Source organism: Methylobacterium sp. E-025, from assembly GCF_022829705.1.
Taxonomy (GTDB): Bacteria; Pseudomonadota; Alphaproteobacteria; order Rhizobiales; family Beijerinckiaceae; genus Methylobacterium.
The window spans coordinates 81901-103922 of sequence record NZ_JAKSYR010000062.1 but is presented as its reverse complement, the minus strand read 5'-3'; the positions used below and the strand labels follow the sequence as shown (position 1 = coordinate 103922).

At 69.5% G+C, this 22022-nt stretch carries 33 protein-coding genes; 18 read left to right on the top strand and 15 right to left on the bottom strand.

What is annotated here, in order from left to right; translation table 11 throughout:
• Together MKK64_RS06190 and MKK64_RS06185 are read right to left on the bottom strand one after the other, a co-directional pair.
• Positions 1 to 1566 (bottom strand): DHA2 family efflux MFS transporter permease subunit, encoded by a 1566-nt coding sequence (locus tag MKK64_RS06190; protein WP_243932643.1) that lies wholly within the window; start codon positions 1564 to 1566, stop codon positions 1 to 3.
• A complete protein-coding gene (locus MKK64_RS06185; protein ID WP_147727100.1) occupies positions 1563 to 2564 on the bottom strand; it encodes an HlyD family secretion protein in 1002 nt (333 codons plus the stop codon). The genes MKK64_RS06190 and MKK64_RS06185 overlap by 4 nt, the downstream gene beginning before the upstream one ends.
• Before the next feature lie 141 nt (positions 2565 to 2705).
• On the opposite strand from MKK64_RS06185, the gene MKK64_RS06180 reads away from it, so the two are divergent.
• Entirely contained in the window at positions 2706 to 3068 is a 363-nt protein-coding gene (locus MKK64_RS06180) for a hypothetical protein (RefSeq protein ID WP_243932641.1), read from the top strand.
• Positions 3069 to 3266: 198 nt separating this feature from the next.
• On the top strand, positions 3267 to 3845 hold the full coding sequence (locus MKK64_RS06175) for a TetR/AcrR family transcriptional regulator (RefSeq protein WP_243932640.1): 579 nt from the start codon (positions 3267 to 3269) through the stop codon (positions 3843 to 3845).
• A 172-nt stretch (positions 3846 to 4017) separates the two neighbouring features.
• On the opposite strand, the gene MKK64_RS06170 is transcribed toward MKK64_RS06175, so the two are convergent.
• The 3 genes from MKK64_RS06170 to MKK64_RS06160 form a co-directional block, all read right to left on the bottom strand.
• Entirely contained in the window at positions 4018 to 4224 is a 207-nt protein-coding gene (locus MKK64_RS06170) for a hypothetical protein (protein WP_243932639.1), read from the bottom strand.
• A gap of 82 nt (positions 4225 to 4306) precedes the next feature.
• Positions 4307 to 5707 (bottom strand): MFS transporter, encoded by a 1401-nt coding sequence (locus tag MKK64_RS06165; protein WP_243932638.1) that lies wholly within the window; start codon positions 5705 to 5707, stop codon positions 4307 to 4309.
• Positions 5708 to 5945: 238 nt separating this feature from the next.
• Positions 5946 to 6269, bottom strand: coding sequence for a hypothetical protein (locus MKK64_RS06160; protein ID WP_243932637.1), 324 nt, complete (start codon positions 6267 to 6269; stop codon positions 5946 to 5948).
• Between the two features lie 187 nt (positions 6270 to 6456).
• Here MKK64_RS06160 and MKK64_RS06155 point away from each other — a divergent pair, with 187 nt between their 5' ends.
• The 6 genes from MKK64_RS06155 to MKK64_RS06130 all read left to right on the top strand — a co-directional run bounded on the left by MKK64_RS06155 (position 6457) and on the right by MKK64_RS06130 (position 9524).
• Positions 6457 to 6627 (top strand): hypothetical protein, encoded by a 171-nt coding sequence (locus MKK64_RS06155; RefSeq protein ID WP_187274771.1) that lies wholly within the window; start codon positions 6457 to 6459, stop codon positions 6625 to 6627.
• 108 nt (positions 6628 to 6735) lie between these two features.
• Positions 6736 to 6984, top strand: coding sequence for a hypothetical protein (locus MKK64_RS06150; RefSeq protein WP_147841898.1), 249 nt, complete (start codon positions 6736 to 6738; stop codon positions 6982 to 6984).
• 142 nt (positions 6985 to 7126) lie between these two features.
• The gene (locus MKK64_RS06145; protein ID WP_243932636.1) at positions 7127 to 7432 is read left to right on the top strand and encodes a hypothetical protein; all 306 of its coding nucleotides are present in this window, start codon (positions 7127 to 7129) and stop codon (positions 7430 to 7432) included.
• Positions 7433 to 7626: 194 nt separating this feature from the next.
• The gene (locus MKK64_RS06140; RefSeq protein ID WP_243932635.1) at positions 7627 to 8382 is read left to right on the top strand and encodes a histidine phosphatase family protein; all 756 of its coding nucleotides are present in this window, start codon (positions 7627 to 7629) and stop codon (positions 8380 to 8382) included.
• Positions 8383 to 8422: 40 nt separating this feature from the next.
• Complete coding sequence (locus MKK64_RS06135; protein ID WP_243932634.1) at positions 8423 to 9307, top strand: NAD(P)H-hydrate dehydratase; 885 nt, start codon at positions 8423 to 8425, stop codon at positions 9305 to 9307.
• Positions 9308 to 9347: 40 nt separating this feature from the next.
• The gene (locus MKK64_RS06130) at positions 9348 to 9524 is read left to right on the top strand and encodes a ribosome modulation factor (protein ID WP_147729007.1); all 177 of its coding nucleotides are present in this window, start codon (positions 9348 to 9350) and stop codon (positions 9522 to 9524) included.
• 211 nt (positions 9525 to 9735) lie between these two features.
• Here MKK64_RS06130 and MKK64_RS06125 read toward each other — a convergent pair whose 3' ends face one another.
• Positions 9736 to 10425, bottom strand: coding sequence for an SDR family NAD(P)-dependent oxidoreductase (locus MKK64_RS06125; protein ID WP_243932633.1), 690 nt, complete (start codon positions 10423 to 10425; stop codon positions 9736 to 9738).
• Positions 10426 to 10649: 224 nt separating this feature from the next.
• Here MKK64_RS06125 and MKK64_RS06120 point away from each other — a divergent pair, with 224 nt between their 5' ends.
• The gene (locus tag MKK64_RS06120; protein ID WP_147729005.1) at positions 10650 to 10868 is read left to right on the top strand and encodes a hypothetical protein; all 219 of its coding nucleotides are present in this window, start codon (positions 10650 to 10652) and stop codon (positions 10866 to 10868) included.
• 16 nt (positions 10869 to 10884) lie between these two features.
• On the top strand, positions 10885 to 11064 hold the full coding sequence (locus tag MKK64_RS06115; protein ID WP_147729004.1) for a hypothetical protein: 180 nt from the start codon (positions 10885 to 10887) through the stop codon (positions 11062 to 11064).
• Between the two features lie 31 nt (positions 11065 to 11095).
• On the opposite strand, the gene MKK64_RS06110 is transcribed toward MKK64_RS06115, so the two are convergent.
• Both MKK64_RS06110 and MKK64_RS06105 read right to left on the bottom strand, forming a co-directional pair.
• The gene (locus MKK64_RS06110; protein ID WP_243932632.1) at positions 11096 to 11392 is read right to left on the bottom strand and encodes a hypothetical protein; all 297 of its coding nucleotides are present in this window, start codon (positions 11390 to 11392) and stop codon (positions 11096 to 11098) included.
• 92 nt (positions 11393 to 11484) lie between these two features.
• Positions 11485 to 12228: a hemerythrin domain-containing protein gene (locus tag MKK64_RS06105; RefSeq protein WP_147858966.1), complete on the bottom strand. Its 744-nt coding sequence runs from the start codon at positions 12226 to 12228 to the stop codon at positions 11485 to 11487.
• A 159-nt stretch (positions 12229 to 12387) separates the two neighbouring features.
• On the opposite strand from MKK64_RS06105, the gene MKK64_RS06100 reads away from it, so the two are divergent.
• Positions 12388 to 12582 carry a DUF3606 domain-containing protein gene (locus MKK64_RS06100; RefSeq protein ID WP_147728722.1) on the top strand — a complete coding sequence of 65 codons (195 nt, stop codon included), beginning with the start codon at positions 12388 to 12390 and terminating at the stop codon, positions 12580 to 12582.
• Positions 12583 to 12748: 166 nt separating this feature from the next.
• Positions 12749 to 12994: a hypothetical protein gene (locus MKK64_RS06095; protein WP_147728721.1), complete on the top strand. Its 246-nt coding sequence runs from the start codon at positions 12749 to 12751 to the stop codon at positions 12992 to 12994.
• Between the two features lie 150 nt (positions 12995 to 13144).
• On the opposite strand, the gene MKK64_RS06090 is transcribed toward MKK64_RS06095, so the two are convergent.
• From MKK64_RS06090 to MKK64_RS06080, 3 genes are all read right to left on the bottom strand, one after another.
• Positions 13145 to 13426, bottom strand: coding sequence for a hypothetical protein (locus MKK64_RS06090; RefSeq protein ID WP_243932631.1), 282 nt, complete (start codon positions 13424 to 13426; stop codon positions 13145 to 13147).
• Between the two features lie 89 nt (positions 13427 to 13515).
• Positions 13516 to 13935 (bottom strand): cupin domain-containing protein, encoded by a 420-nt coding sequence (locus tag MKK64_RS06085; RefSeq protein WP_243932630.1) that lies wholly within the window; start codon positions 13933 to 13935, stop codon positions 13516 to 13518.
• Positions 13936 to 13950: 15 nt separating this feature from the next.
• The gene (locus MKK64_RS06080; protein ID WP_243932629.1) at positions 13951 to 14745 is read right to left on the bottom strand and encodes a transporter substrate-binding domain-containing protein; all 795 of its coding nucleotides are present in this window, start codon (positions 14743 to 14745) and stop codon (positions 13951 to 13953) included.
• Between the two features lie 123 nt (positions 14746 to 14868).
• Between MKK64_RS06080 and MKK64_RS06075 the strand changes: the two genes are divergently transcribed.
• Positions 14869 to 15090, top strand: a complete 222-nt coding sequence (locus MKK64_RS06075) for a hypothetical protein (protein ID WP_147728718.1) — start codon at positions 14869 to 14871, stop codon at positions 15088 to 15090.
• Positions 15091 to 15179: 89 nt separating this feature from the next.
• Here MKK64_RS06075 and MKK64_RS06070 read toward each other — a convergent pair whose 3' ends face one another.
• A complete protein-coding gene (locus MKK64_RS06070; protein ID WP_243932628.1) occupies positions 15180 to 15404 on the bottom strand; it encodes a hypothetical protein in 225 nt (74 codons plus the stop codon).
• Between the two features lie 201 nt (positions 15405 to 15605).
• Between MKK64_RS06070 and MKK64_RS06065 the strand changes: the two genes are divergently transcribed.
• Positions 15606 to 16202 (top strand): MucR family transcriptional regulator, encoded by a 597-nt coding sequence (locus MKK64_RS06065; RefSeq protein WP_147728716.1) that lies wholly within the window; start codon positions 15606 to 15608, stop codon positions 16200 to 16202.
• Between the two features lie 64 nt (positions 16203 to 16266).
• On the opposite strand, the gene MKK64_RS06060 is transcribed toward MKK64_RS06065, so the two are convergent.
• The 3 genes from MKK64_RS06060 to MKK64_RS06050 all read right to left on the bottom strand — a co-directional run bounded on the left by MKK64_RS06060 (position 16267) and on the right by MKK64_RS06050 (position 17825).
• On the bottom strand, positions 16267 to 16593 hold the full coding sequence (locus MKK64_RS06060; RefSeq protein ID WP_243932627.1) for a hypothetical protein: 327 nt from the start codon (positions 16591 to 16593) through the stop codon (positions 16267 to 16269).
• Between the two features lie 221 nt (positions 16594 to 16814).
• On the bottom strand, positions 16815 to 17513 hold the full coding sequence (locus MKK64_RS06055) for a hypothetical protein (RefSeq protein ID WP_243932626.1): 699 nt from the start codon (positions 17511 to 17513) through the stop codon (positions 16815 to 16817).
• Positions 17514 to 17573: 60 nt separating this feature from the next.
• Complete coding sequence (locus MKK64_RS06050; RefSeq protein ID WP_147729059.1) at positions 17574 to 17825, bottom strand: DUF6894 family protein; 252 nt, start codon at positions 17823 to 17825, stop codon at positions 17574 to 17576.
• Positions 17826 to 17948: 123 nt separating this feature from the next.
• Here MKK64_RS06050 and MKK64_RS06045 point away from each other — a divergent pair, with 123 nt between their 5' ends.
• The 4 genes from MKK64_RS06045 to MKK64_RS06030 all read left to right on the top strand — a co-directional run bounded on the left by MKK64_RS06045 (position 17949) and on the right by MKK64_RS06030 (position 21896).
• Entirely contained in the window at positions 17949 to 18161 is a 213-nt protein-coding gene (locus MKK64_RS06045; protein ID WP_147729058.1) for a hypothetical protein, read from the top strand.
• 320 nt (positions 18162 to 18481) lie between these two features.
• Positions 18482 to 18682, top strand: coding sequence for a hypothetical protein (locus MKK64_RS06040; protein WP_147729057.1), 201 nt, complete (start codon positions 18482 to 18484; stop codon positions 18680 to 18682).
• A 559-nt stretch (positions 18683 to 19241) separates the two neighbouring features.
• The gene (locus MKK64_RS06035; protein ID WP_243932625.1) at positions 19242 to 20438 is read left to right on the top strand and encodes a tyrosine-type recombinase/integrase; all 1197 of its coding nucleotides are present in this window, start codon (positions 19242 to 19244) and stop codon (positions 20436 to 20438) included.
• 1158 nt (positions 20439 to 21596) lie between these two features.
• Complete coding sequence (locus MKK64_RS06030) at positions 21597 to 21896, top strand: hypothetical protein (RefSeq protein ID WP_243932624.1); 300 nt, start codon at positions 21597 to 21599, stop codon at positions 21894 to 21896.
• Positions 21897 to 22022 lie beyond the last annotated feature (126 nt).

Sequence of the window (22022 nt, the reverse complement as noted above, 5' to 3'; positions counted from 1 at the left end):
TCAGTGTCCTCCGCCCTCGGCCTTGGCGGTCCGGGCCGATATCAGGAAGCAGAGCGGCACGACGAGGAACGCCAGCAGCGCCACGTATTGGTACACGTTGCTGTAGGCCAGGATCTGAGCCTGCTTCGTGTAGGTCTGGTAGGTCTGCGCGACCGCCTGCTGGTGCACCACCGAGGCGGCACGCCCGAGCGAGCGCAGCGTCTGCTCGGTCTCCTGGATCAGCGTGGCGTAGCCCTGTCGCAGCGGCGTCATGAACGTCGAGAGGTGGGCCTGGTCGGCCTGCGTCCGCTCCGTGACCGCGGCGGTCGAGAGCGAGATCCCGACCGAGCCGAACACGTTGCGGAACATCGAGAACAGCGCCGACGCGTCGCTGCGGTACTTCTGGGGCAGCGTCAGGTAGGCGACGGTGGAGATCGGCACGAACAGGAAGGCGAGCGCCGCCGTCTGGAGCGTGCGCATCCAGACCAGGGTCCGGAAGTCGATGTCGGGCGCGATCCGGCTTGAATAGAACATCGCCGCGCCCATGAAGGCGAACCCGAACATGATCAGGTAGCGGGTCTGCACGACCTTCATCATCAGGCCGACGAGCGGGATCAGCACGATCACCGCCACGCCGCCCGGCGACAGGATGAAGCCGGAATCGAGCGCGGTGTAGCCCAGCACCTGCTGCGCGAATTGCGGGATCAGGACCGAGCCCGCGTAGAGCAGGGCGCCGACCGCGCCGATGAGCAGGCAGCCGACGGCGAAGTTCCGGTCCCGGAACACCATCAGGTCGACCACCGGCGCCTTGGCCGTCAGCAGCCAGCAGATGGCGCCGAAGATCCCGAGGAAGGCGACGACGGCCATGATCTGGATGAAGGACGAGCTGAACCAAGCGTTGACCTCGCCGCGGTCGATCATGATCTGCATGCAGCCGATGCCGACGACGATCAGGGCCAGGCCGACGTAGTCGAGCCCGCGCGCGCGCTTCTCGGCCGCGGCCGGCGGGTCCTGGACCAGGTAGGCGTTGACGAACAGCGTGACGATGCCGACCGGCACGTTGATGAAGAAGATCCAGCGCCAGGTCGCGTGCTCGACGAGGTAGCCGCCGAGCGTCGGCCCGAGGACGGGCGCGACCACCGTCGCCACCGCCGTGACCCCGAAGGCCGCCCCGCGCTTGGCCGGCGGGAAGGTGTCCAGGATGATCGCCTGCTGGCTCGGCTGCAGGCCGCCGCCGAAGAAGCCCTGCATCAGGCGGAACAGGATGATCTGCCCGAGGCTCTGCGACAGCCCGCACAGGAACGAGGCCACCGTGAACATGCCGATGCAGATCAGGAAGTAGCGCTTCCGGCCGATCGTGTCGGAGAGCCAGCCGGCGATCGTGAGGACGATGCCGTTGGCGACGAGGTAGGCGGTGAGCGTGTAGGTCGCCTCGTCGTTCGAGGCGGCGAGCGAGCCCGCGATGTAAGGCAGGGCCACGTTGACGATGGTGGTGTCGAGCACTTCCATGAACGCCGCCAGCGTCACCGCGATGGCGATGAGCCAGGGGTTGTGGGCGGGTTTCCAGCCGTCCGAGGCCCCGCTCACTTCAGCATCACCGTCGGCACCACGCTGATGCCGAGCGGCAGCGGCTCCTCCTTCCTCAGGCCGGAATCGATCACGATCTTCACCGGCACGCGCTGGACGATCTTGATGAAGTTGCCGGTGGCGTTCTCGGCCGGGAAGGCGGAGAATTTCGAGCCCGACCCGCGCTGGATCGACTCGACGTGCCCCTGCAGGTCGAGGTCGGGATAGGCGTCGATCGCGATCCGCACCCGCTGCCCGGTCCGCATGCCGTCGAGCTCGGTCTCCTTGTAGTTGGCCGTCACCCAGACGTCGGTGGTGACCAGCGACATGACCTGCTGGCCGGCGGTGAGGTAGTCGCCGGCGTTGACGTTGCGCTTCGTCACCCAGCCGTCCTGCGGCGCCCGCACCACGCTCCATTCGATGTTCAGGTTGGCCTGCTCGACCTGCGCCCTGGCCTGCTCGGCCTGGCCCTTGATCTGGTCGACCTGCTGCTCGGACTGGCCGATGTTCTGCTGGACCGGCATCGCCTGGACGAGGCGGGCCTGGGCCTGCTCGACCTGCGCCTTGGCCTGCTGGTAGTTGGACGCGTTGGTCTCGACCTCCTGCTGCGTCGTGGCCAGCTTGGGCAGGCTCCTCTGCCGGTCGTAGTTGGCCTGCTGCAGGGCGAGGTTGGCCTTGGCCGAGTCGAGGTTCGCCTGCGCGAGCTGGAGGGCCGCGGGGAAGTTCTTCTTGGCGATCTCGACGCCGAGCCGCTGGCTGGCGATCTGGGCGTTGCTCGCGGCGAACTGGCCCTGGGCCTGCTCGCGGCTGTAGACGAACTGGCGCTGGTCGATGCGGAACAGCGTGTCGCCCTTGTGCACGAACTGGTTGTCCGTCACCTCGAGCGCGATCACCTGCCCGGCCACCTGCGGCGCGATCGTGACGATGTTGCCGTCGGTGTAGGCGTCGTCGGTGCTGATCGTCCCGCGGGTCGCGAGCCAGTAGGTCACGCCGCCCCCGGCGAGCAGCAGCAGGACCACCACGGCGATCCCGATGACCCAAGGCCGCCGCTTCCTGCGCGCGCGCTCGTCGGCTCCCTTGTCGTCTCCGTCCGATTTCTTGCCGCCGCGGTCGTCCCGGTCCTTCGCGTCGCCGCCCTTCCGATCATCGTCGTCCTGCCGATGGTCGTCTCGCCCATCGTGGTCTTGCCGATCGTCGTCGCCGTGCCGATCGTCGTCGCCTTGCCGCTCGCGGGCCTGCCAGCCCTCGAAGCGGTGGTCGCGCGCGTCGCGGCTGCGACGGGGATATCCGTGATCCCGCTCGTCCGCGTACGGCTCCTCGTCCCTGCCGTCGCGGGGCCGATCCCGGACGACGCGCAACGCATCGCGGGCGGGGCGACGCCGATCGTCGGCATCGCGCGGCTCGGCATCGCGTCCGGCACGCCCTGCCGGGGCGGCGAGCCGACGTCGAGCAGGTCGCGTCGACTCCGCGACGGCCTGGACAGGCCGGACGAGGTGCTTGCATCGACGTCGCGCATGGAATGAATGCAAACCTTTCGTCCCACCGCACGTTCAGCGAGACGGCGTGGGCGATCTTCCGTACGGTGCGGCGGGTTATCCGAACCGAACGTTTCGTTTCTACCCTCAATCTGGATGGTGATGTCAAGCGAAACGAACGGTTCGGCTGATGGCTCTCGGATTCGTGTGCCGCGCGGATCGCGCCGTCGCGAGGAGATCGCCGCTGTGGCGGAGCGCGTGTTCCTTCAGCACGGGTTCTCGGACACCACGATGAAGATGGTGGCGAACGAGGCCGGGGCCTCGACCGAGACGCTCTATCGCCATTTCGGCTCGAAGGACGACCTGTTCATCGAGGTCGTGAGCAACCGGACGCGCGATCTCAGGCAGCGGATCGAGACCGATCTCGGGAGCAAGGGCCCGCTCCCGGCGGTGCTCCGGGCCTTCGGCACGAACCTCTACGGCGCGATGATCATGCCCGAGATGACGGCGCTCGCCCGCATCATCGTCGCCGAGGTCCAGCGCAACCCGGCCCTCGGCGAGGCGTTCTACGCGATGGCGCCGGGCCGCACGCAGCGGCACCTGACCGACTACCTCGAGGCGGCCCGGCGCGACGGCGCGTTCATCGGCGACGACCCGTCGCTCGCCGCGACCATGTTCATCGGGTTGATCATCGGGAAGGTGGTTCCGGTGTGCCTGTTCATCCCCCACAAGGACGACGGCAGCCGCGCCGACATGGAACGGCACGTGGACGAGGCCGTCCGCATCTTCCTCGCCGTGTATCAGGCGGCGCGCCCCGCAGCGTGACGTGGGCCGGCTTCGTAGGCTCCGCGCTCAGCGCAGGAACCGACGGCGCGCCGGGGCGGCGACGAGGATCGCCGCCGGGCCGAGGGCGGCCGCGAGCATCACCACGAAGCCCAGCGTGATCATCGCAAGACCATTGCCGGACGAGCGCGGGTGCCGGAGAAGCGCGCCGGCGTCACGGGCGCGGCCGGACGTGGAGGAAGCTGCGCTCCCCCGTCGCCGCCTCGGTCACGTGCTGGATCGCGTCGAGGAGGTCCGCCATCCGCTTCGGCGCCGAGGCGGGCATCAGGCGGGCGGCATCTACGCGCCGGGTGTCGGTCCGGCCGGCGGCGATCTGTGCCTGGCTCAGGGCATCGAAGTCGCGGCTGGGGCGTCGCTTCATGGCGGTGTCTCTCCTCGGGACACCGTGGCCGGCGCGTGGTTGATGAAGCGTTAACGCGGCGCCGAGGCCCGGCCCCGCAGCCTCACGCCGGTCTCGCCGTGTCCTCGGTGGCGACGGCGAGCCGGAGGAAGCTGACGACGCTCGCGACGGCGGCGAAGGCGCCGCCGAGCCCCAGGGCGAGCGCCGGCCCGTGCGCATCCGCGATCGCGAAGCAGGCAGCGACGAGCGCGGCGCCCATGGTCTGGCCGAGGAGACGGGAGGTGGCGACGATGCCGCTCGCCCCGCCCGATCGCGCCGGCGGCGCGCTCGTCATGATGGCGCGCAGGTTCGGCGCCTGGAAGAAGCCGAAGCCCGCGCCGCAGATCGCCATGCGCCAGCCGATGTCGAGGACGGTCGGGCTCGCCGGCAGGGCGGCGAGCAGCCCCATGCCGACGGCGAGTCCGGCGAGCCCGATCCCGCCGAGCAGGCCCGGCGGGTAGCGGTCCGAGAGGCGTCCGGCCAGGGGGGCCATCAGCGCGACCACGACGGGCCACGGCGTCATCAGGAAGCCGGTCTCGACCTGCGTGCGCCCGAGCGTGTGCTGGAACAGGAAGGGCAGCGAGACGAAGGCGAGCCCCTGCGCCGCGAACGAGCACACCGAGGTCGTGGCGGAGAGGGCGAACAGCGGGCGCCGGAGGAGGTCGGCGGCCAGCATCGGCGCAGGATGCCCTGCCTGCCGCCGCAGCAGCAGCAGGAAGCAGGCGACCGAGCCGGCGGCCTCCGCCAGGATGCGCCAGAGCGGCCCCTCGTGCGCGGCCTCGCCGAGGCCGAGCACGAGCAGGGCGAAGGCGGACGCGTTGAGCAGCGAGCCGATCCCATCGAAGCGGTGGCCGGAGCGGCCGGTCTCCGGCAGCGCGGTCCAGGCCAGCAGCAGGGCGGCGAGCCCGATCGGCACGTTGACGGCGAAGAGCCACGGCCACGGCGCCGCGACGAGGATCAGCGAGGCGACGGTCGGGCCGACCGCGAAGCCGACGCCGACCACGAAGGCGTTGAGGCCGACGCCGCGCCCGAGCTGGTGGGCCGGATAGATGAAGCGGATGAGGGCGATGTTGACCGCCATCAGGGCGCTCGCGCCGACGCCCTGGAGCACGCGGGCCGCGACGAGCGTCGGCAGCGACCAGGCCAGCGCGCAGACGAGCGAGGCGCCGGTGAACAGGATCAGCCCGCCGACGTAGATCCGCTGCTGGCCGACGATCTCGCCCAGCGCCGCGATCGGTAGCAGCGTTGCCACCACCGCGAGCTGGTACGCGTTGACGATCCACACCGAGGCGCCAGGATCGACCCCGAGATCGGCGGCGATGGTCGGCAGCGCGGTGTTGGCGATGGCGGTGTCGAGCGTCGCCAGCGCGACGCCGGTGAGCACCGCCACCATCGCCCGCCCGCGCTGGGCCGGAGGCAGGCCGTGATGGGTCGGCGTGCTCGACGGTGCGGGCGGAGGGGACATCGTGGGCTGGGGCTCGCGGCGGCAACGCGTGCTGCATGCGGCCATGGCGGGGATGCTGGCAAGTGCGCCGGCAAGCGCAACCATACGGTGTTGCTACGCTCCAGGTGCATATCTGCAACGGGCCGACCGTGCCGTCGGCGAACCGGCGGCCGCCGTCGACCCTGCGCGGCTCTCCGGCCGGGCTTGGCCAGATCGCCTTCGCCCGGCCGTCGTGCCGGCCGACCGCGTCGTCGGAGGCTCAGCAGCTCAACCGCCGGCCTTCGCGCCGGCCGAACACCCGGTAATGCGCCGCGCCCGAATCCACCTGCCCGCGGCTCACCGCGCGGCGAACGTCGGGGTTGCAGCGAAGGTACTCCGCCTCGTCGAACCCGAAGCGGCCGCCGCCGCGGCCGCGGTCGTCGTAGCCCCGGTCGCGATCGCGGTAGCGGTCGTCGCGGCCGCCATACCCGGATTCGCGCTCGCCGTAGCCGTAGTCCCGGCCGCCGTAGGGCTGGGACAAGGCCGGCGCGACCGTTCCGGCGATCGTCAGGCCCACCACCATCACCGTGCAAAGCGTCTTCATCGATCCACTCCCGTCGCTGGCACTTGCAACGGCGTGCGAAGGCTTTGGTTCACATCGGCTCGGAGCGCGCTGCGCCCGGGACTTCGCGACCCGCGGCATGTTGCATCGCCTGCCGAACGTCGAGGACCGACCGGTCCGATGTCGCGTTGCCCCCGCATCACCCCTTCGGATCGCGAGGAAGATCGACATGGCACAACCCACCTTTCCCGACAGGCCGGGCCACGGCGCCAACAGCGTCGAGCATCGCATCGGCCAGGACGTGGACGGCGTCGACCAGCTCAGCAGCGTCGTCCTGATGGGCCTCGCGATCGGCGGCGCGGCGCTGGCGCTGATCCTGGTGCACTTCCTGATCGGCTAAGGCGGGTCGGCTGGCACCTTCTCAACCGGAAGGCGAGGAACGATCGGATCGTGGCCGTGGTTTCACGCCGTGGCACCGACTCGGTGCGGCAGCAAGGACCCGGCACCGATGACCAAGACCCGTTTCACAGCCTCTGCGATCGCGGCCGCGGCCTTCGGCGCCGTCCTGATGTCGGCCGGCGCCGTTTCCGCCGCGACGCCGGCGCCCGCGCCGAGCCTCGTTCAGCCCGAGGCCCCGACCGTGCAGGTGCGGATGACGCGCCGCTCGATGATGCGCCACCACACCATGCGGCGCCACATGATGCGCCGTGGCGGCGGACGGACGATCAGCACGAAGCTCGGTGCCAGGACGCGCTGAAGGCGCCTTTGAAGACGCGCCGATCGAAGCCCGACGATCGAGGGGCCCGGCCGGGGAGATCCGGGCCGGCTTTCTCGTGTGGAACGGAGACGGCGCAAGCTGGTTCTTCAGCAGAGTTTGGTAATCCACCGGAGGAAAAACATTGTCTTTCAAGTCGATCACGCTCGCGTCCGCGTTCGTCCTGACCATGGGCACCGCCGCCTTCGCCCAGGGCGGAGCCTCCGACGGCGGCCCCGGCAGCCCGGGCGCCGGGCCGTCGGCCGGCGGCACGATCAGTGAGGGGTCGGCCGCGGGCCGGTCGTCCACCACCACCGGCACCGTCCCGAACGCAGGCACCACCGCGCCGAGCGCCACCACGGCGCCCGTCGCGCCCGGTGCCGCCGGCAACGGCGCGGGCCCGAGCGCGGGCGGCACCGTCAACAGCGGCAGCGCCCCGACCGCGAAGTAGCCTTCGCGACGACGGCACGTCGTTCAGCCCGCCCGGTTCGCCGCGGCGGGCTTCTTCGTGCGCTCGCCCGCCCTGCCGGCATCGCGCCCAAGGGCGGGGCGATGCGATCCCGCGTCGTCGCCGTTTCTCGCGCGCGACGGCGCCGTTTGACGAGACCTGCGCCGACCGGACCGGTGGACGCGCTGGAGATCCCCGTGCCGCACAGACAGCCGCTTCACCTCTGGATCGTGCGCCACGGCGAGAGCGCCGGCAACGTCGCCCGCGATGCGGCGCAGGCCTCGGGCGCGGCGCGGATCGACATCCCCGAACGCGACGTGGACGTGCCGCTGAGCCCGCTCGGCCATCGGCAGGCCGAGGCGCTCGGCCGCTGGTTCGCCAGCCTGCCCGAGGACCAGCGTCCGAACCTCGTCCTGGCCTCGCCCTACCGCCGCGCGGTCGAGACCGCCGAGGGGATCCGCGCTGCCGGTGCGCTGGCCGCGGACACCCCGCCGCTCCTCGTCGACGAGCGCCTGCGCGAGAAGGAGTTCGGGATCCTCGACCGGCTCACGCGCGCCGGAATCGAGCAGCTGCACCCGGAGCAGGCGGCGCTGCGCAGCGACCTCGGCAAGTTCTACCACCGGCCGCCCGGCGGCGAGAGCTGGTGCGACGTCATCCTGCGCCTGCGCGGCGCGCTCGACACGATGGCCCTGCACTACGAAGGCCAGCGCATCCTCCTCGTCGCCCACCAGGTGGTCGTCCTGTGCCTGCGCTACCTCCTGGAGAACATGACCGAGGGGGAGATTCTGGCGATCGACGCCGAGGGCGACATCGCCAATTGCGGGGTCACCGAGTACGTCCCCTCGGCGCGCGCCACACCCGGTGGTGCCCTCGACCTGATCCGCTACAACTTCGTCGCACCCCTTGAGGCACAGGGCGCCCCCGTTACCTCCGAACCCGACACCAAGAGCTGAGCGACCGTCAGACCCTTGGGGCAAGGACCGGAGGGAAGCCATGAGCGCCGTCACACCGCTGACCGAGCACGTGCTCCGCGGCATGGCCCCTCCCGATCCGGACGGCGACAGCAAGGACGGTCGCGGCTGCGTGCTGATCGTGGCGGGCTGCACGGCGCTGCCGGGCGCCGTCCTGCTCGGCGCCAACGCGGCGATGCGCGTCGGGGCGGGAAAGCTGCAGATCGGCGTCTGCCGCGACCTGGCGATCCCGATCGGGATCGCCGTGCCGGAAGCCCTGGTGATCGGCCTGGCACAGACCGAGGCCGGCGGCATCGGGCGCGCCTGCGCCGACGATCTCGCGCAGCGGGCCGGCGCGAGCGACGCGATCCTGTGCGGGCCGGGGATGAGCGAGGACGCGGACACGGAAGCCGTGGTCGCCGCGCTCGTCCGCGGGGCGGACACGGCAGCCATCGTCCTGGATGCCGGGGCGCTCGCCGCGTTGCGCGCCGATCCGGACCTGACGCGCCGCCTGCCCAAGCCGGCGATCATCACCCCGCACGCGGGCGAGATGGCCAAGCTGCTGGACATCGACCGCGAGGCCGTCGAGGCCGACCCGCTGGCGGCGGCCCGCCGGGCCACCGAGCGCTTCGGGACGATCACGGTGATGAAGGGCGGCCGGACGCAGGTCGTCTCCCCCGACGGCCGCGTCTGGTGCTACGAGATGGGACATGTCGGGCTGGCGATCTCGGGATCGGGCGACACGCTGGCGGGCCTCATCGTCGGCCTGCTCGCGCGCGGAACAGAGCCCGAAGCCGCGGCGCTGTGGAGCGTCTACGCCCACGGCGAGGCGGGCCGCCGGCTGGCGCGCCGCTACGGCGGAATCGGCTTCCTCGCCCGCGAGCTTCCGGCGGAGGTGCCGTGCATCCTCGCCGAGGTGATGACTTAAGCCGCGGCACCGCCGCCCCACGCATACGGGAGAACCATCGATGTCGGAGCCGCCGGACGACAACCTGGACCACTACGCGCTCGGCTTCTACGCGCCGGGCAAGAACCTCCGCCGCGAAGACTGCCCCTATGCCGAGGGCATGGCGGCCCACGACCAATGGCTGGCCGGGTACGACGCGGCGGTCCGCGGCGACAGGCTGGACGATCGTCCCGCGTGACGCGCCTTTACGGATCGCCTTAGTTCGGGCGGCGGTTTGCTTTTCGGGCCCGAAGCGTCTCGACGCAGGGCATCGGTCCGAACGATCGCCTCCGACCGGCGCACGGCTCCGGCGGGAATCGTTCGAAGCCGGAGGGATGGCCTGTCCGGCGTTGCGATCGCGCCGCGACGCCGAAGACGGACCTCGATCCGGCGGCGTTGAGTTCGAGGGGCTACCAGGGCACGACCTCCCCGGTATGGTCGAGGAAGACGCAGCCGGATCCCCCGAGGCGACCTTCCAGGACGGCCACCATGCCCCGCGCGCTGGTCTCGACGTCGAGCGTCGCCCGCCGGCCGCCGAGATCCGTGCGGACCCAGCCCGGATGCATCAGCACGACGCCCCAATCGGCCTTGGCGTGCTGCCCGGCGAAGGAGCGGGCCAGGGTGTTGAGCGCCGCCTTGCTCGCGCGGTAGCTGCTCCAGCCGCCGCCGCGGTTCAGCGACACCGAGCCGAGCTTCGACGTCATCAGGACGACGAGACCGCCCGGTGCGACGCGCTTGTGGAAGGCCTCGGCGAAACGGATCGGGCTGAGGGCGTTCGTCTCGAACACCGCCGTCGCGACCGCGCGCGGCATCGCCGCGGCCGGCGTGCCGGCCTGCGTCGCGACGCCCGCGACCACGAAGACCAGATCGAAGGCCGGAGCCTCCGCCAGCCGCGTGCGCAGGGCGGTCACCGCCGCATCGTCGTCGATGTCCACGCCCGTCTCGATCCGCAGCGTGCCGGCGCTCGCGAGCTCGGACAGGGCGGCCGACGGCCGGCGCACGGTGGCCGTCACCGCCCAGCCGCGCTCGAGGAACCGGGCGACGAGACCGAGGCCGAGCCCGCGGGAGGCGCCGACGATCAGCGCGCGGCGCGCACTCATCGCGCGCCTGCCCGGGCGCCCCGGAAGGACGTCGCCGGGCATGGCGAAGCGGGGCTTGGCCCGTCGCTTGCGCGGGAACCGGGACGGGCGGGGCGGGACAGGGGCATCGCCTCAAGATAGCCCCCGCGGGCGGCCCGTCGAGAAACCGGTTTGTCGCGTGCGATCCGGAGCGGATGGCGCCAGCTCGCGTTGACCCCACGACCCCGCCCTTCAGGACAGCCACGATGCATGCGACACGACTCGCGGAGACCGAGGCGACTCTCGCCCAGACCGATCGGGTCTGGCGAACCGAGGTGAGCCGCCTCTACGGTCCCGAGGGCGTCCTCCGTTTCGGCTACGGCCCGGAAGGGCGCGGCGCCGACGGCTCGCCCGTCCGGCGTGCCTACGAGGCGCGGCGTGCCGCGGTGGCGTCCTGGCGCCACGAGCGGCGGCCGCCGGGCTAGGTCCGGCAGCCCGGCCATGTCGCCTGCGATGGCCTCGATCCTCGGCCTGTGGTCGGCCTACTGGGCGGCGATGTTCGCCCAGATCGCCCACCTGCGTTCCCTCGACGACGGCGTCGGCGCGATAACGTGCGGCCGGGTCGCGCGAAGCCTCCTCGTCGTCGGCGTCGCGTTCTTCCTGGTCGCGAAGGGCGGCTAGAACGTGCGCTGCTCCGGTCGAAAGGACGGCGTCAGGCGTCGTCTTCCGGGGCGAAGACCTCGCCGACCTCCGCCAGGCGGACGTTGGCCGCGTCGGTCGGGAGATGCAGCAGCCCGCGGTACTCCGCGAGCAGGCGATGCATCTCCCGGTCGGCGGCAGGGGCGTCGGCCGGCACCGGCGAGGTCGTATCGCAGCGGTCGACGAGCTCCGCCGTCCTCCGGTCGACGGCAGCCCGATCGGATGGGCTCAGCCCGGCGAGCCCGTCGAACCCGAGATCGCGGGCGACGAGGGCCGCGATCTCCTCCCGCTTCGTGTCCAGGTCCGACATCGCCGCCTCCCCGAGCCTGCTTCCGGCTCTCCGTCGCCGCATTCCGCGTCCGGAGCGACAACCGTGCCGCCGGCGGTCGCCCGCGCGGCCCGCTAGGTGAAACGCTGCGCCGAGATCGGGTCGCTGGCGGGGAAGGTCTCCTCGAGCCCTTCGTCGAGCAGCCGCTCCCGGCGCTGCGCGGGGCCGTCCACCCCGTTGCGTCCGGCCGGGATCGAGGCCGTCGCTGGGTTCACGCCCCGGCTCGCGCCGCCGGTCGCGCCGCGGCGGCCGCCGGCTCGACCGAGGAAGCCCGCCTGCCACAGAAGGTAGCCGAGGCCGACCGCCAGGGTGCAGACGATGACCCGGAGGTCGAACTCGCTCCGCGGTGCCGGTGCCGGACGGTCGCGGCCCTGCAGCATCCAGCGCTTGGCTTGAACGAACGTCTGGCCCGCATCGCGGACCTCGCCCTCGGACAGCAACGCCCGCGCTGCCGGGATCAACTCGTGCTTGTGGCGGTGAAGGTACTGGTCGACGAGGAAGGTCGCGTCCTCGAAGGCATCCAGCCACCCCTCGGAGCCCGTCCGACGCTGTCGCGCCAGGTCCGCGAGCTGGCTCATGAACGCCCGGTGCTGCTCGTCCAGCGCATCAACCAGCGTCCGCGTCTGCGCGCGCCGGCCGAGGGGGGCGTAGAGGCTGACGGAGACCGCCTCGGCATGTGCTTCGAGGCGATCGATGAGCTCGCCGAGAAGGCGCTCGCGGCTCCGCACGGCACCCGGCCCCTGCGATGCCTTCGGCGCATCGTGGATGAGTTGCTCGATGTTCGCGTGGTCGCGCCCGATGAGCTGCCAGACATCCATGATGGTACTCCTTACCGTTGTACCTGCTAACCGCCCCGCCCACCGGCCGTTCCTCCATCCGCCCGTGCTCAGGGCGCAGCGTGCGCAACGAATCGCCGGGGCGGGCCGCGTGAATGAACCGCCGGTGCACTGCCGCATTGGGGGAGGCAGGAGCACCCCATGCCGATCGACGACACGCACGAGCCTCAGACCGTCAACCTCTCGACGCCGGACGCGGCCGCCTACTGGGCGCGCAAGCTCCAGGTGCCGGTGGAGACGCTCGGGGCGGCTGTGGAGGCCGTCGGCCACGACGCCGAGAAGGTCGCGGCGCATCTCGGCCTTCCCTGGCCGTACGAGGCCAGCGGCATCGTCTGACGCGACGCTTCGCCGGCCCATCGGGCCGGTGGGCGATCGAGCACCGTTCCGACCGTGCCTGTCGGGACACGCCGCGCGACGACGTGGGCCGGGCGGCGCAACCCGGACGCATCCCGCAACGTTCTGGCACCGGACCCGGGTCAACCGGGTGCCTCAGGAGAAGACGATGTTGGTACGTTTTGGAGTCGGCTTTGCGCTCGCGACGTTTGCGGCGACCGCAGCGATCGCCGCTCCGGTGTCGCAGGAAGACAAGGCCGCGATGCAGCTGCTCTGCGCCGGCGACTTCGCGACCTTCTGCACCGGCCTGCCGCTCGAGGACGGCCCCGAGACGCGCGCCTGCTTCAACAGGAACATGTCGAAGCTCTCGCCCGGGTGCCGCAACGCGATCGAGGCCTACAAGAAGAAGGGCTGAGGCCCGCCCCACCGGCGCCCCGAGCCGCGTCGCGCGGGCGGTTCCCGCCCGGCGGTAGGCATGGAGCTCCGCGAGGCGGGATCCGGCTCTCGTCGCTCGGCCTTCCGGCGGCAAGCGTGCGCCGATCCGGACCGCACCCCGAGGCCGCGCTCACCCCAGGGTAATCGCGCCGTCGCTCTGGTCGATCGTTGCGACGCGCGGGCCGCGAATGTCCGGATCACGCTGTTCCCAGGCCGATAGGGCGGCGTTGACGGCTTCGACGATCGCGCCCGGGGAGCCGCCCATCTGCGGGCGGATCGCCTCGACCAGCCGGGTGACGATCGTCTGCTCCTCCAAAGGGTGAGCCGGCATGGTCGCCTGGCGGCAGTACGCCGCATAGACGTTCTCCGCGATGGCGCGGGCCGCGCGGTCGGGATCGGGCGTCTCGCTCATTCCAGAAAAGCCTTTCGCGTCGGGGTGCTCGGAAGACGCTGTTTCGCGCGTCGCCCGCTTCGTTGGGTGCAGCTTCGGCAGGCCCGCGGTCAGGGGGACGGCTCCTGCAAGGGCTTGCCCTTGTCGACCACGTAGACCGACAGGACCTTGATCGTCCTGTCGCCGACCACCGTGTAGCCCGCGTGCGGCACGCCGCGCGGGTTGATCCCGCGCTCGCCGGCCGGCCGTTGCTTCGGTTCCTTGCCGGACACCTGCACCGTGCCGCCCTCGATCACGTAGAACGACTCCTCGCCGTGGTGGACGTGGCGGGGCGAGGTCGCACCCGGCGGAAACTCCACCAGCTGCATGATGATCTCGCGCGTGTCGTCGCCGGAGACCGGCGCGCGGCCGAGCTCGGTCCGCATGATCTCGTGCACCACCGCCTCCTGCGCCATCGCCGAGCCCCCGAAACCGAATCCACCGGCCGTGCAGGCCAGCGCGAGCCCGACGCTTGCGTACCATCGCCTCATCGCCTCGCTCCGTTCCTACGGTGCCACCGCATCCCCATCGAAGCCGTGGGCGTCGAAGATCCGGCGCACGAGGCCCGACCGCTTCGCCTCCGCAAGCCACGCCGTCACCGAGGCGAGCGCCGCCGGCCGGCCCTTCGGCACCGCGACGGCGACCTGCGTCCGCTGGAAGCCGCCGGTGACGATCCGCGAGCCGGGGACCTGCGCCACGATCGGCTGCAGCGTGTCTCGCGACAGGGCGAAGGCGTCGGCCGCTCCGGTTCGCATCCGCTCGATCGCCTCGGCCACGGAAGGGACGGCCACCGGCCGGGTCCGCGTCAGCGTGCGGGCCGAGGCGCGGATCGTCGTGGTCCCGTCGATCGCCACCACCTTGAGATCCGGCCGGTCGACCTGCGCGACGTCGACGATGCCCGACGCGCCGGTCACCAGGTAGGTGCTCTCGAGGTCGTAGTAGCCCGGCCCGAAATCGAGCACCTGCCGACGCGCCGCATCGACGGGCATGAAGCTCACGTCGATCGTCTCGGCCTGGAGGGCCGCTGCCGCAGCGCCCGAGTTCGGGAAGAGGGTCACGGCCAGCGGCAGGCCCACCTGTCGCGCAAGGTCTGCGCCGAGATCCGCGGTGACGCCCTCGGGCGTCCCGTCCGGCGAGCGGGCGACGAAGACGAGGCCGGCGGACGGCGCCTCGACGAGGCCGACCCGGAGCGTGCCGGTCGGCGCCAGCGCGGCCTTCGCGGCGGTCTCCTGCGCAAGCCCGGGAAGCGTCATGGCGGCGAGGATGGCGAGCGCGGCCGGCAATCCCTGGGCGGGCGGCATGGGTGGCGTTCCCGGAGTGGTTTCTCGCCGTCCGCTGTACACCGTCGTCGAAGCGGGTCCCATGCGGGCGGAGCGGGAACCGCCGACGAACGTTGCGCTATGACACGCGGTCGGAGCGAGCCCATGGAAGTCAGCGATCTGAAGAACCCGCCCTTCGTGGTGCTCACCTACCGGGACGGGCACGTCGTCGTCGAGGAGGATGCCGCCACCGAGGTGGCTGCCCGCCTGCGCTTCGCATCGGCGGTCGACCTGTGCGAGACGCGGGACGATGCGCATGCCCACCGGGTCGAGCTGCGATCGGGCGAGGCCGTGATCGACACTTGGCCGAAGGCGGAGCGTCCCTAGGGCGACCGGCGCTCGCCGACACAGGAACCCCGGATCGCGCGAGCGTCCCGGGGTTCCTGCGTCGTGCGCCGATCGAGAGGGCCGGTCGCTCAGCGGTGGTGACGCCGGTGATGGCGCCGCATCATCCGCATCCCGCCCATGCGGGGGCGCATCATCCCGCCGGTGCGCGCGCCGGCGTGCATTCCGCCCATGCGACCGTTGCCGGTCGTCGCCGCGTTGCGATCGAGGCCATCGCCCGGTGACGCCATGCCGGCGGTGTTGGCGCCGAGCAGGAGGCCGAGCGCCACCGTTGCGCCGAGGATGAGCTTGTTCATTCTGTAGAGCCTTACACGGCGCTGCGCCGTGACGTCAGAACAGGGATCGGCAGTCCTGGTTCCAGAGATAGGATCGTCGCACGTCGGGATCGCTCGGTTTCTGCAATATTACATCCGATACCCACGCGTTTCGTTCGAACGGCACTTGACGAGATAGGCGAGCCCGCAGAGCCATAGCTTTTCCGGAAAAGGAGTGCCGCCTTGGAAGATCAGCTCGAATATCAGCCCAATACCCCCGTCGGTCTCACGGCCGACATCGTCGCGGCCTATGTCTCGGGCAATCATGTCCAGGTGGCCGAGCTGCCGACGCTGATCGCCAACGTGCACGCGATGCTGTCCGAACTTCGCAACGGCAAGCCGGCCGAGCCCGCGGGCCCGGAGAAGCCGACGGCGGCTCAGATCCGCAAGTCGGTCACGCCCGACGCGCTGGTCTCCTTCCTCGACGGCAAGCCCTACAAGACGCTGAAGCGCCATCTGAACGGGAACGGCCTGTCGTTCGAGGAGTACAGGACCCGCTACGGCCTGCCGGCGGACTACCCGTCGACCTCGGCGAACTACTCCGCCACGCGCTCGGCGTTGGCGCGCTCGCTCGGCCTCGGTCAGCAGCGGCGGAAGCAGCCCGCGGCCGCCGCAGCGGTCGAGGCGACCGCCGAGGCTCCGAAGGCGCGCGGACGCAAGCCCAAAGCCGCCGAGTCGCCCAAGGCCGTAGAGGCGTCCCAGGCCGAAGGAGCGCCGCCGTCGGCTCCGAAGACGCGTGGCCGCAAAGGCAACGCCAAGACGGTCGCCGAGCCGGCCTGACGCCGTTCGACGCCCCGTCCCGTGGGCGGATCGGGACGGGGCCGGATCGCCCGGCGAGAGCGTGCTACTCCGCCTTGCGGTGCCCGCGCCCGTGCTGCGCCTTACCGGCGCCGGCCGCGGCTGCCGCCTCCTTCTCGGCCTTCCCGACCGTCGCCGAGCTGGTGGCGGCGTCGCTCGTCGCACCGGCCGGCGCGTTCGAGGCCGCGGATTTCGGCTGCCCTTTGCCCTCCGTCGGCGCCTCCGCCTTGCCGCCTTCGAGAACTTCGGGGTGGCCGGCCCCCGCCTCGGCGCTTCCGGCCCGCTGCACCTCGGCCGCCCGCTCGGCCTGCGCGCTCGTCGTCTCGTGCTGCTGACCGTCGCCGGACCGACCCTTGGCTGGGTTCGACATCATCACATCCTCTCTCGTGGTCACGCGGCAACCGCCCGCATCGATCACGGTTCGAGCGCCGCCGAAGCGTGCGACGAAACGCCGAGCCGCGTCGTCCGCTCTGGACATCGGCCGCCGGCCCGGGGGGGACGAGCGCGTACGGGCCGCGACCGTCGCGAGGACGGGCGAGCGGATGGTCCGCACCGGGACGAGGCGGCTGCGGACGAGAGGGGCAGCCGATCGGATCAGCGTTGCGGCATGCGCCTGATCGAGCCGACGTTCTCGGGGGAGAGGTCCGCCTCGAAGGCGCCGTGATGGTGGATGGCGACCTGCCTCGGCTCGGCCGGGCGCGTCTTCTCGGACGACGCGTCGCCCTCCGGACGATCCGGCGTGACCGATCCGAGCCGGAAAGAGGGCCGATCCTGCAGGTTCCAGGCCTTGGCCGGCTTCTGGTCTCCGCAGCCCTCGCACACGGAGACCAGCCACGATTGCCACAGGCCGTTGGTCTTCTCCTGCACCGATTCCGCTCGCTCGCGATGGGCCGAAGCGAGAGAGAAGGTATCGAGGTCGCCCTGCTTGCTGGGTTCGGGCAACTTGCGAAGCCGCTCGAGCTTCGTATTCCAGGTTTCGCCCCCGGTCCTGGGGGGAACGTTCGTCGTCACCGTGTCGAGCGTGCTGCGATCCGGCTCGCACCCGATACAGATGTTCCGGATCATGCCGTCCCCGACGTCGCCGGGTGATCTCGATCGGTCCGATACCGCGCCCGCATCACGGCTCGGCTTTTTGGTCTGCCCGACGGCGGTCGTGGTCACCGCCTTCTCGTTGACGGGCGGGATCGCACCGGTCCGGATGTCGCCGGTCTGAGCGGTCGCCGTCGCCGCGGGAAGGATACACAGCACAAGGGTGGATAGGATCATGCGCGTTGCTGTCATGGCTGCCTCCATGACAAGTCAATCTTCTGCGCTGTCGCTGGTTCGAGGCCATTCGGCAGCGAAAAACAGAAACTATTTCTTCCGTTCCGATCGGCTCTCGAGAATGTCCACGAACGGCTTCGAGATCACGTGCCGGCCCGCCGCATCGTAGATCTCGACCGTCCAGGCCGACCAATCGCGCCGCGCGCTGCCGAGCATCAGGTCGATCGCGACCCGCTCGGCGTGGAGGCGCATGAGCGCCCAGGTCGGCAGCCGCCTGCCCTGGAGATCGGCCACGAGGTCGAAGCCGTTCGTGCAGTGGAAACGGTAAAGCGGTGTCGGCATTGGCCTTCTACCCCGCCCTCCACAGCATCTCACCGTTCCGTGGCCCACCGTGCTCGCCATGGTTGAACCGTCGGCCCGCTTGCTATTTGTTCCTTGTATGTTCTTGGACAACTCGGAGCCGCGATGCACCCCCAGCCCCACCAACCGCCTGTGGAGATCCGGCTCACCGAGGCGGAGACGATCGCGCTGGCCTACCGGAGGGCCGCCCGCGGCGATGCCTGGATCGCGCTGGTGCAGGTGGTCGAGGACGCGCTCGCAGACCTGGCCGAGGCCGAGCGCCGGTCGCTGCGGCGGGACCGGCTGGTCTCGCGCGGCTACGTCCGCGGGCAGCTCTGACGGAGCGCGGCCACGGCCATCGCGGGCGCCGGATCATCAGGCGGCCTTGGGCGGGCCGGACGGCACGTCTCGGCGGTGCGGGCTTTCCTTCGCCCCGCGATGAGGCCGACTGCGATCCCTTCTCCCGCCCTCTGGCGATCGATCGGCGGCTTTCTCGGGAGCACGGTCGGCGTACGCGAGCCGACACCCGCGCACCGTGCGGCGCGGCCGAGGGTCGCTCCGCGCCGGGCGATCGGAACGGCCGTTTCGACCCGGGGTTTGCTCCCCATGTCCCGAGGCTGCGGCGCAGGCTTCGCGCCGGCCGACCGATTGGAGCACCCATGTCGAACAAGCACCCGAAGACCGATACGCCGACCGATGCCGATCTGAAGGGCAATCCGGGGATCGGCCAGTCCCGAGGCCTGACGGGTCACGACATCGAGGACATCGAGGCGGACTCGACGGTGGAGGGCGACACGGCCAACGAGACGAAGCTCGACGGCGGGATCGATCCGAACCACCAGGGCCGGACCAACAAGTAAGGGTCTTGCTTTCGCGGGGCGCAACACGTGCGCCCCGCCCCTGACCGCCCGCGCATCCGCGCCGATTTTCCGGCCGGCAGCATGGGCGATGGCACGATCGGCATGGGCCGATCCGCGCCCGATCCGCGAGCGGGGGCGCACCGGTCCATGACCACGCTGCCGAAAGCGATCCGTCGCCTCCGCCGCGGCCCAAGCCGGCACCCAAGCCGACCGGGAACGAGACGGTCCCGACAAGGTGGTGTTCGGGGATGTCGATCGGGCAGGGGGAGCTTGGCTCGCCCGCGTGCCGCCCATGCGAGAAAGCGCGCCCGGGGGGACAGCACCCTACCGGTCGATCTCAGTGCTCATCGGAGGCGTGGATTGATGGTGCTGCGAGGGGGGATCGAACCCACGACCTCCTCATTACCAAACTTCAGTCCTGCGCGGCCAATTTGTGACAGGCGCTGCATAATTATCGTTATTTCAGAGGGTTAGCAGGCGGACCACATTTCTTTTGTTGCCAAGGGCTGCCGGAAAATGCACGGAGTTGCTTCCCAGAAAATTCCCAGCCGGGCGCCTGATGCGGTTTACGCGGTCCAATATCGCCGGTCTCGAAATCGGCGAGGGGAAAACCGAACGAATCATTTTTGACGATTCACTCGCCGGGTTCGGCCTTCGAATGAGGGCTGGCGGAAAACGGACGTGGATCGCTCAATACAGGGTCGGCGCGAAGCAGCGTCGAATTTCCTTTGGGACCACGGAAACCCTGGACGTGGATGAAGCGCGGAAACGCGCTCGGGACATCCTCGCCAAGGTCCAGTTGGGCGCCGATCCGCAGGGGGAGAAGGCGGAGGCGCGATCACGCGCGTCCGTGACGCTCGGGGCCGTGGCTACGCACTATCTGGCCCACGCGAAGACGCGCCTGCGGGCAAGTTCGTTCTCTGAGGCGGAACGGCACCTCACACGCCATTGGGCGCCCCTACGGACCACTCCAGCGCATGACCTGACCCGTCGCCACGTGGCTGTGCGCCTCAGCGAGATTGCGGCTGAGAACGGTCCCCACGCGGCCAATAGAGCACGTGCCTCGTTGTCCGCGATGTTCACGTGGGCGATGCGCCAGGGGGAGGTGGACAGTAACCCCGTGGCCGCCACCGGGAAACCTGCCGAGAACGTGGCGCGGACCCGTGTGCTGTCTGACGATGAGATTTGCGACGTGTGGAACGCCTGCCGGGATGATGACCATGGCAGAATTGTCCGCCTCTTGCTTCTGACTGGGCAGCGTCGGACCGAGGTGGGCGCGATGCGCTGGTCCGAAATCGACCGTCCCCGGAAATTGTGGCAGCTACCACCCGAGCGGACGAAAAACGGGCTACCGCACACCGTCCCATTATCCCCGGCTGCGCTGGCGATAATCGAAACCGTGCCGGTGCGCGGGGGGCGCGATTTCCTGTTCGGGGATTCGACCGGGCCATTCCAGGGCTGGTCAAAATCCAAGATGAACCTCGACAGGCGAATTTCCGAAAAACGCGAATGGCTGTCTGGAAAACCCGACGCGGGGATTTCCGAATGGCGCTTACACGATTTGCGCCGCACCGCCGTGACCCACATGAACGAGCATCTGCGAATATTGCCGCACGTGGTCGAGGCTATCGTCAATCACATTACCGGACCAGCAAAAATGGGCGTGGCCGGAATTTACAACCGGGCAACATACGCTGACGAAAAGCGGGACGCCCTCAACAAATGGGCCGAGTATCTGACGGGGAAATTGAAGTGATTTTGCTGAAAGTGCGGACCTCGAAGCAGTCGCCGAATTTTCCAGGCGGCCTCAAATAAAATTACAGAAACAGTCAGCTCGAATTTGATACCACCACCGAATTAATTTCTCCGATTTGCTATAAATAAAAATCGGACTAAAAATTATTGCCTGTTGCCTTCGGACGTTTGATGTCTATCCTAGGCGGTGCTTGGCTAGACCTAGCAGCGCATGGCAGACCCAACGTGACAAGCATCAGTGCTAGAGACCCAAACCAGATAATCAGCATATCGGAGGCGGCTGAGCTTTGTAATTGCTCAGTTAGGCATTGGCACCGGCTGTATAAAGACAAAAAAGTACCCCCTCCCGTAAGATTAAGCGCCCGCAAGATTGGGTGGCGGTACGGCACCTTGGTTGAGTTCAACGCTCAGCGGGTGGGGTGAGCCATGGGCGAGCATCGTCGTATCGCAACGGACGGCGCCCCAGGCAGGGCAGGTATCGGGAGCGCTCTGGAGGCCGCCCAGCGCCCCGCCAGCCGTCGCGACCGCATCCGTGGGCCAGTGGACGCTGCCGTGGGCGTAGGGCACCCGCAGATGCCTGCGGAGCATGTCGCGCGCCGCCTCGCCCGCATAGCCGAGAGAGGCGTGCGGACGGCCAAGGTGCAGGTGCTAGGGGGCATCCCGTGCGTCATGACCAAGGACCTCCCCGAGGGTGTCCACGCGGTCATGCTGGCCGACAGGATCGAAGCCGTGCGGACAGCGACGGGGGCGGTGGTGGCAACCGTGCCCCGGGGCATGCCCGGCACCGTCATGCCAGCCCAAAGCCACCGCGCCCCGGATGACGGGCGGGATGCTGTTGGCGTTCGATGAGGTTTCCGGGGGGGGCGCATATACGTGCCTCCGCAGAATAAACCCTACGGGCACTTAGCTCCGGGGCCTGGACGGAAATTTGATGCAATCGGCCTTCTGGTTTCAGCCTTGGCTAATTAAGCAATTTCCCCCTACCTCGGCTAATTGTTGCCTATGCTTGGAATTTCCCTCGCATGGCGACAGCAGGTAATTAATTACCCAATTCGCGAGGACGACCGGTCGGCTCTTATCGAGCACGGCCCTAGCGTTTTCGCGTGACGACCAATTCCGCGCGATGGCTTGAACCCCACCCATTTAGCGGACAAGTCGAATGGCAGATAAGTATTACTCGAACGATTCCGGAATTGATCGCACCGACCAAGCAACCGATGGTTATTTGCTTGGCGAGGCGCTGCGGGATGATGGTGACGCCTTTGCCGGTTATTATGGTCCGGTTGAGGTAGGTGATAGCTGGACGCGTCATCCACTATCACCAGAAATTACCGAGCTCAAAATCCGACAGCGTCGGCACCGGGTTTCTCTCTTAGTCTACCATTTTAGGCCGCGAACCAGAGCCGAAGCCGAGGCACGGGCAAAGGCTATCGAAAGATACTACGAACGCACCGAATAATGGGCGCATCCGGGTGGCGACACTGACCGTACCATCGTCACCCTCATTCAAAAGAAACGGGAGCGCACCCGCAAAAGATACGCTCCCGCCCTTGTGGGCTCCCAGATCGCAGACGTCGCCAAACAT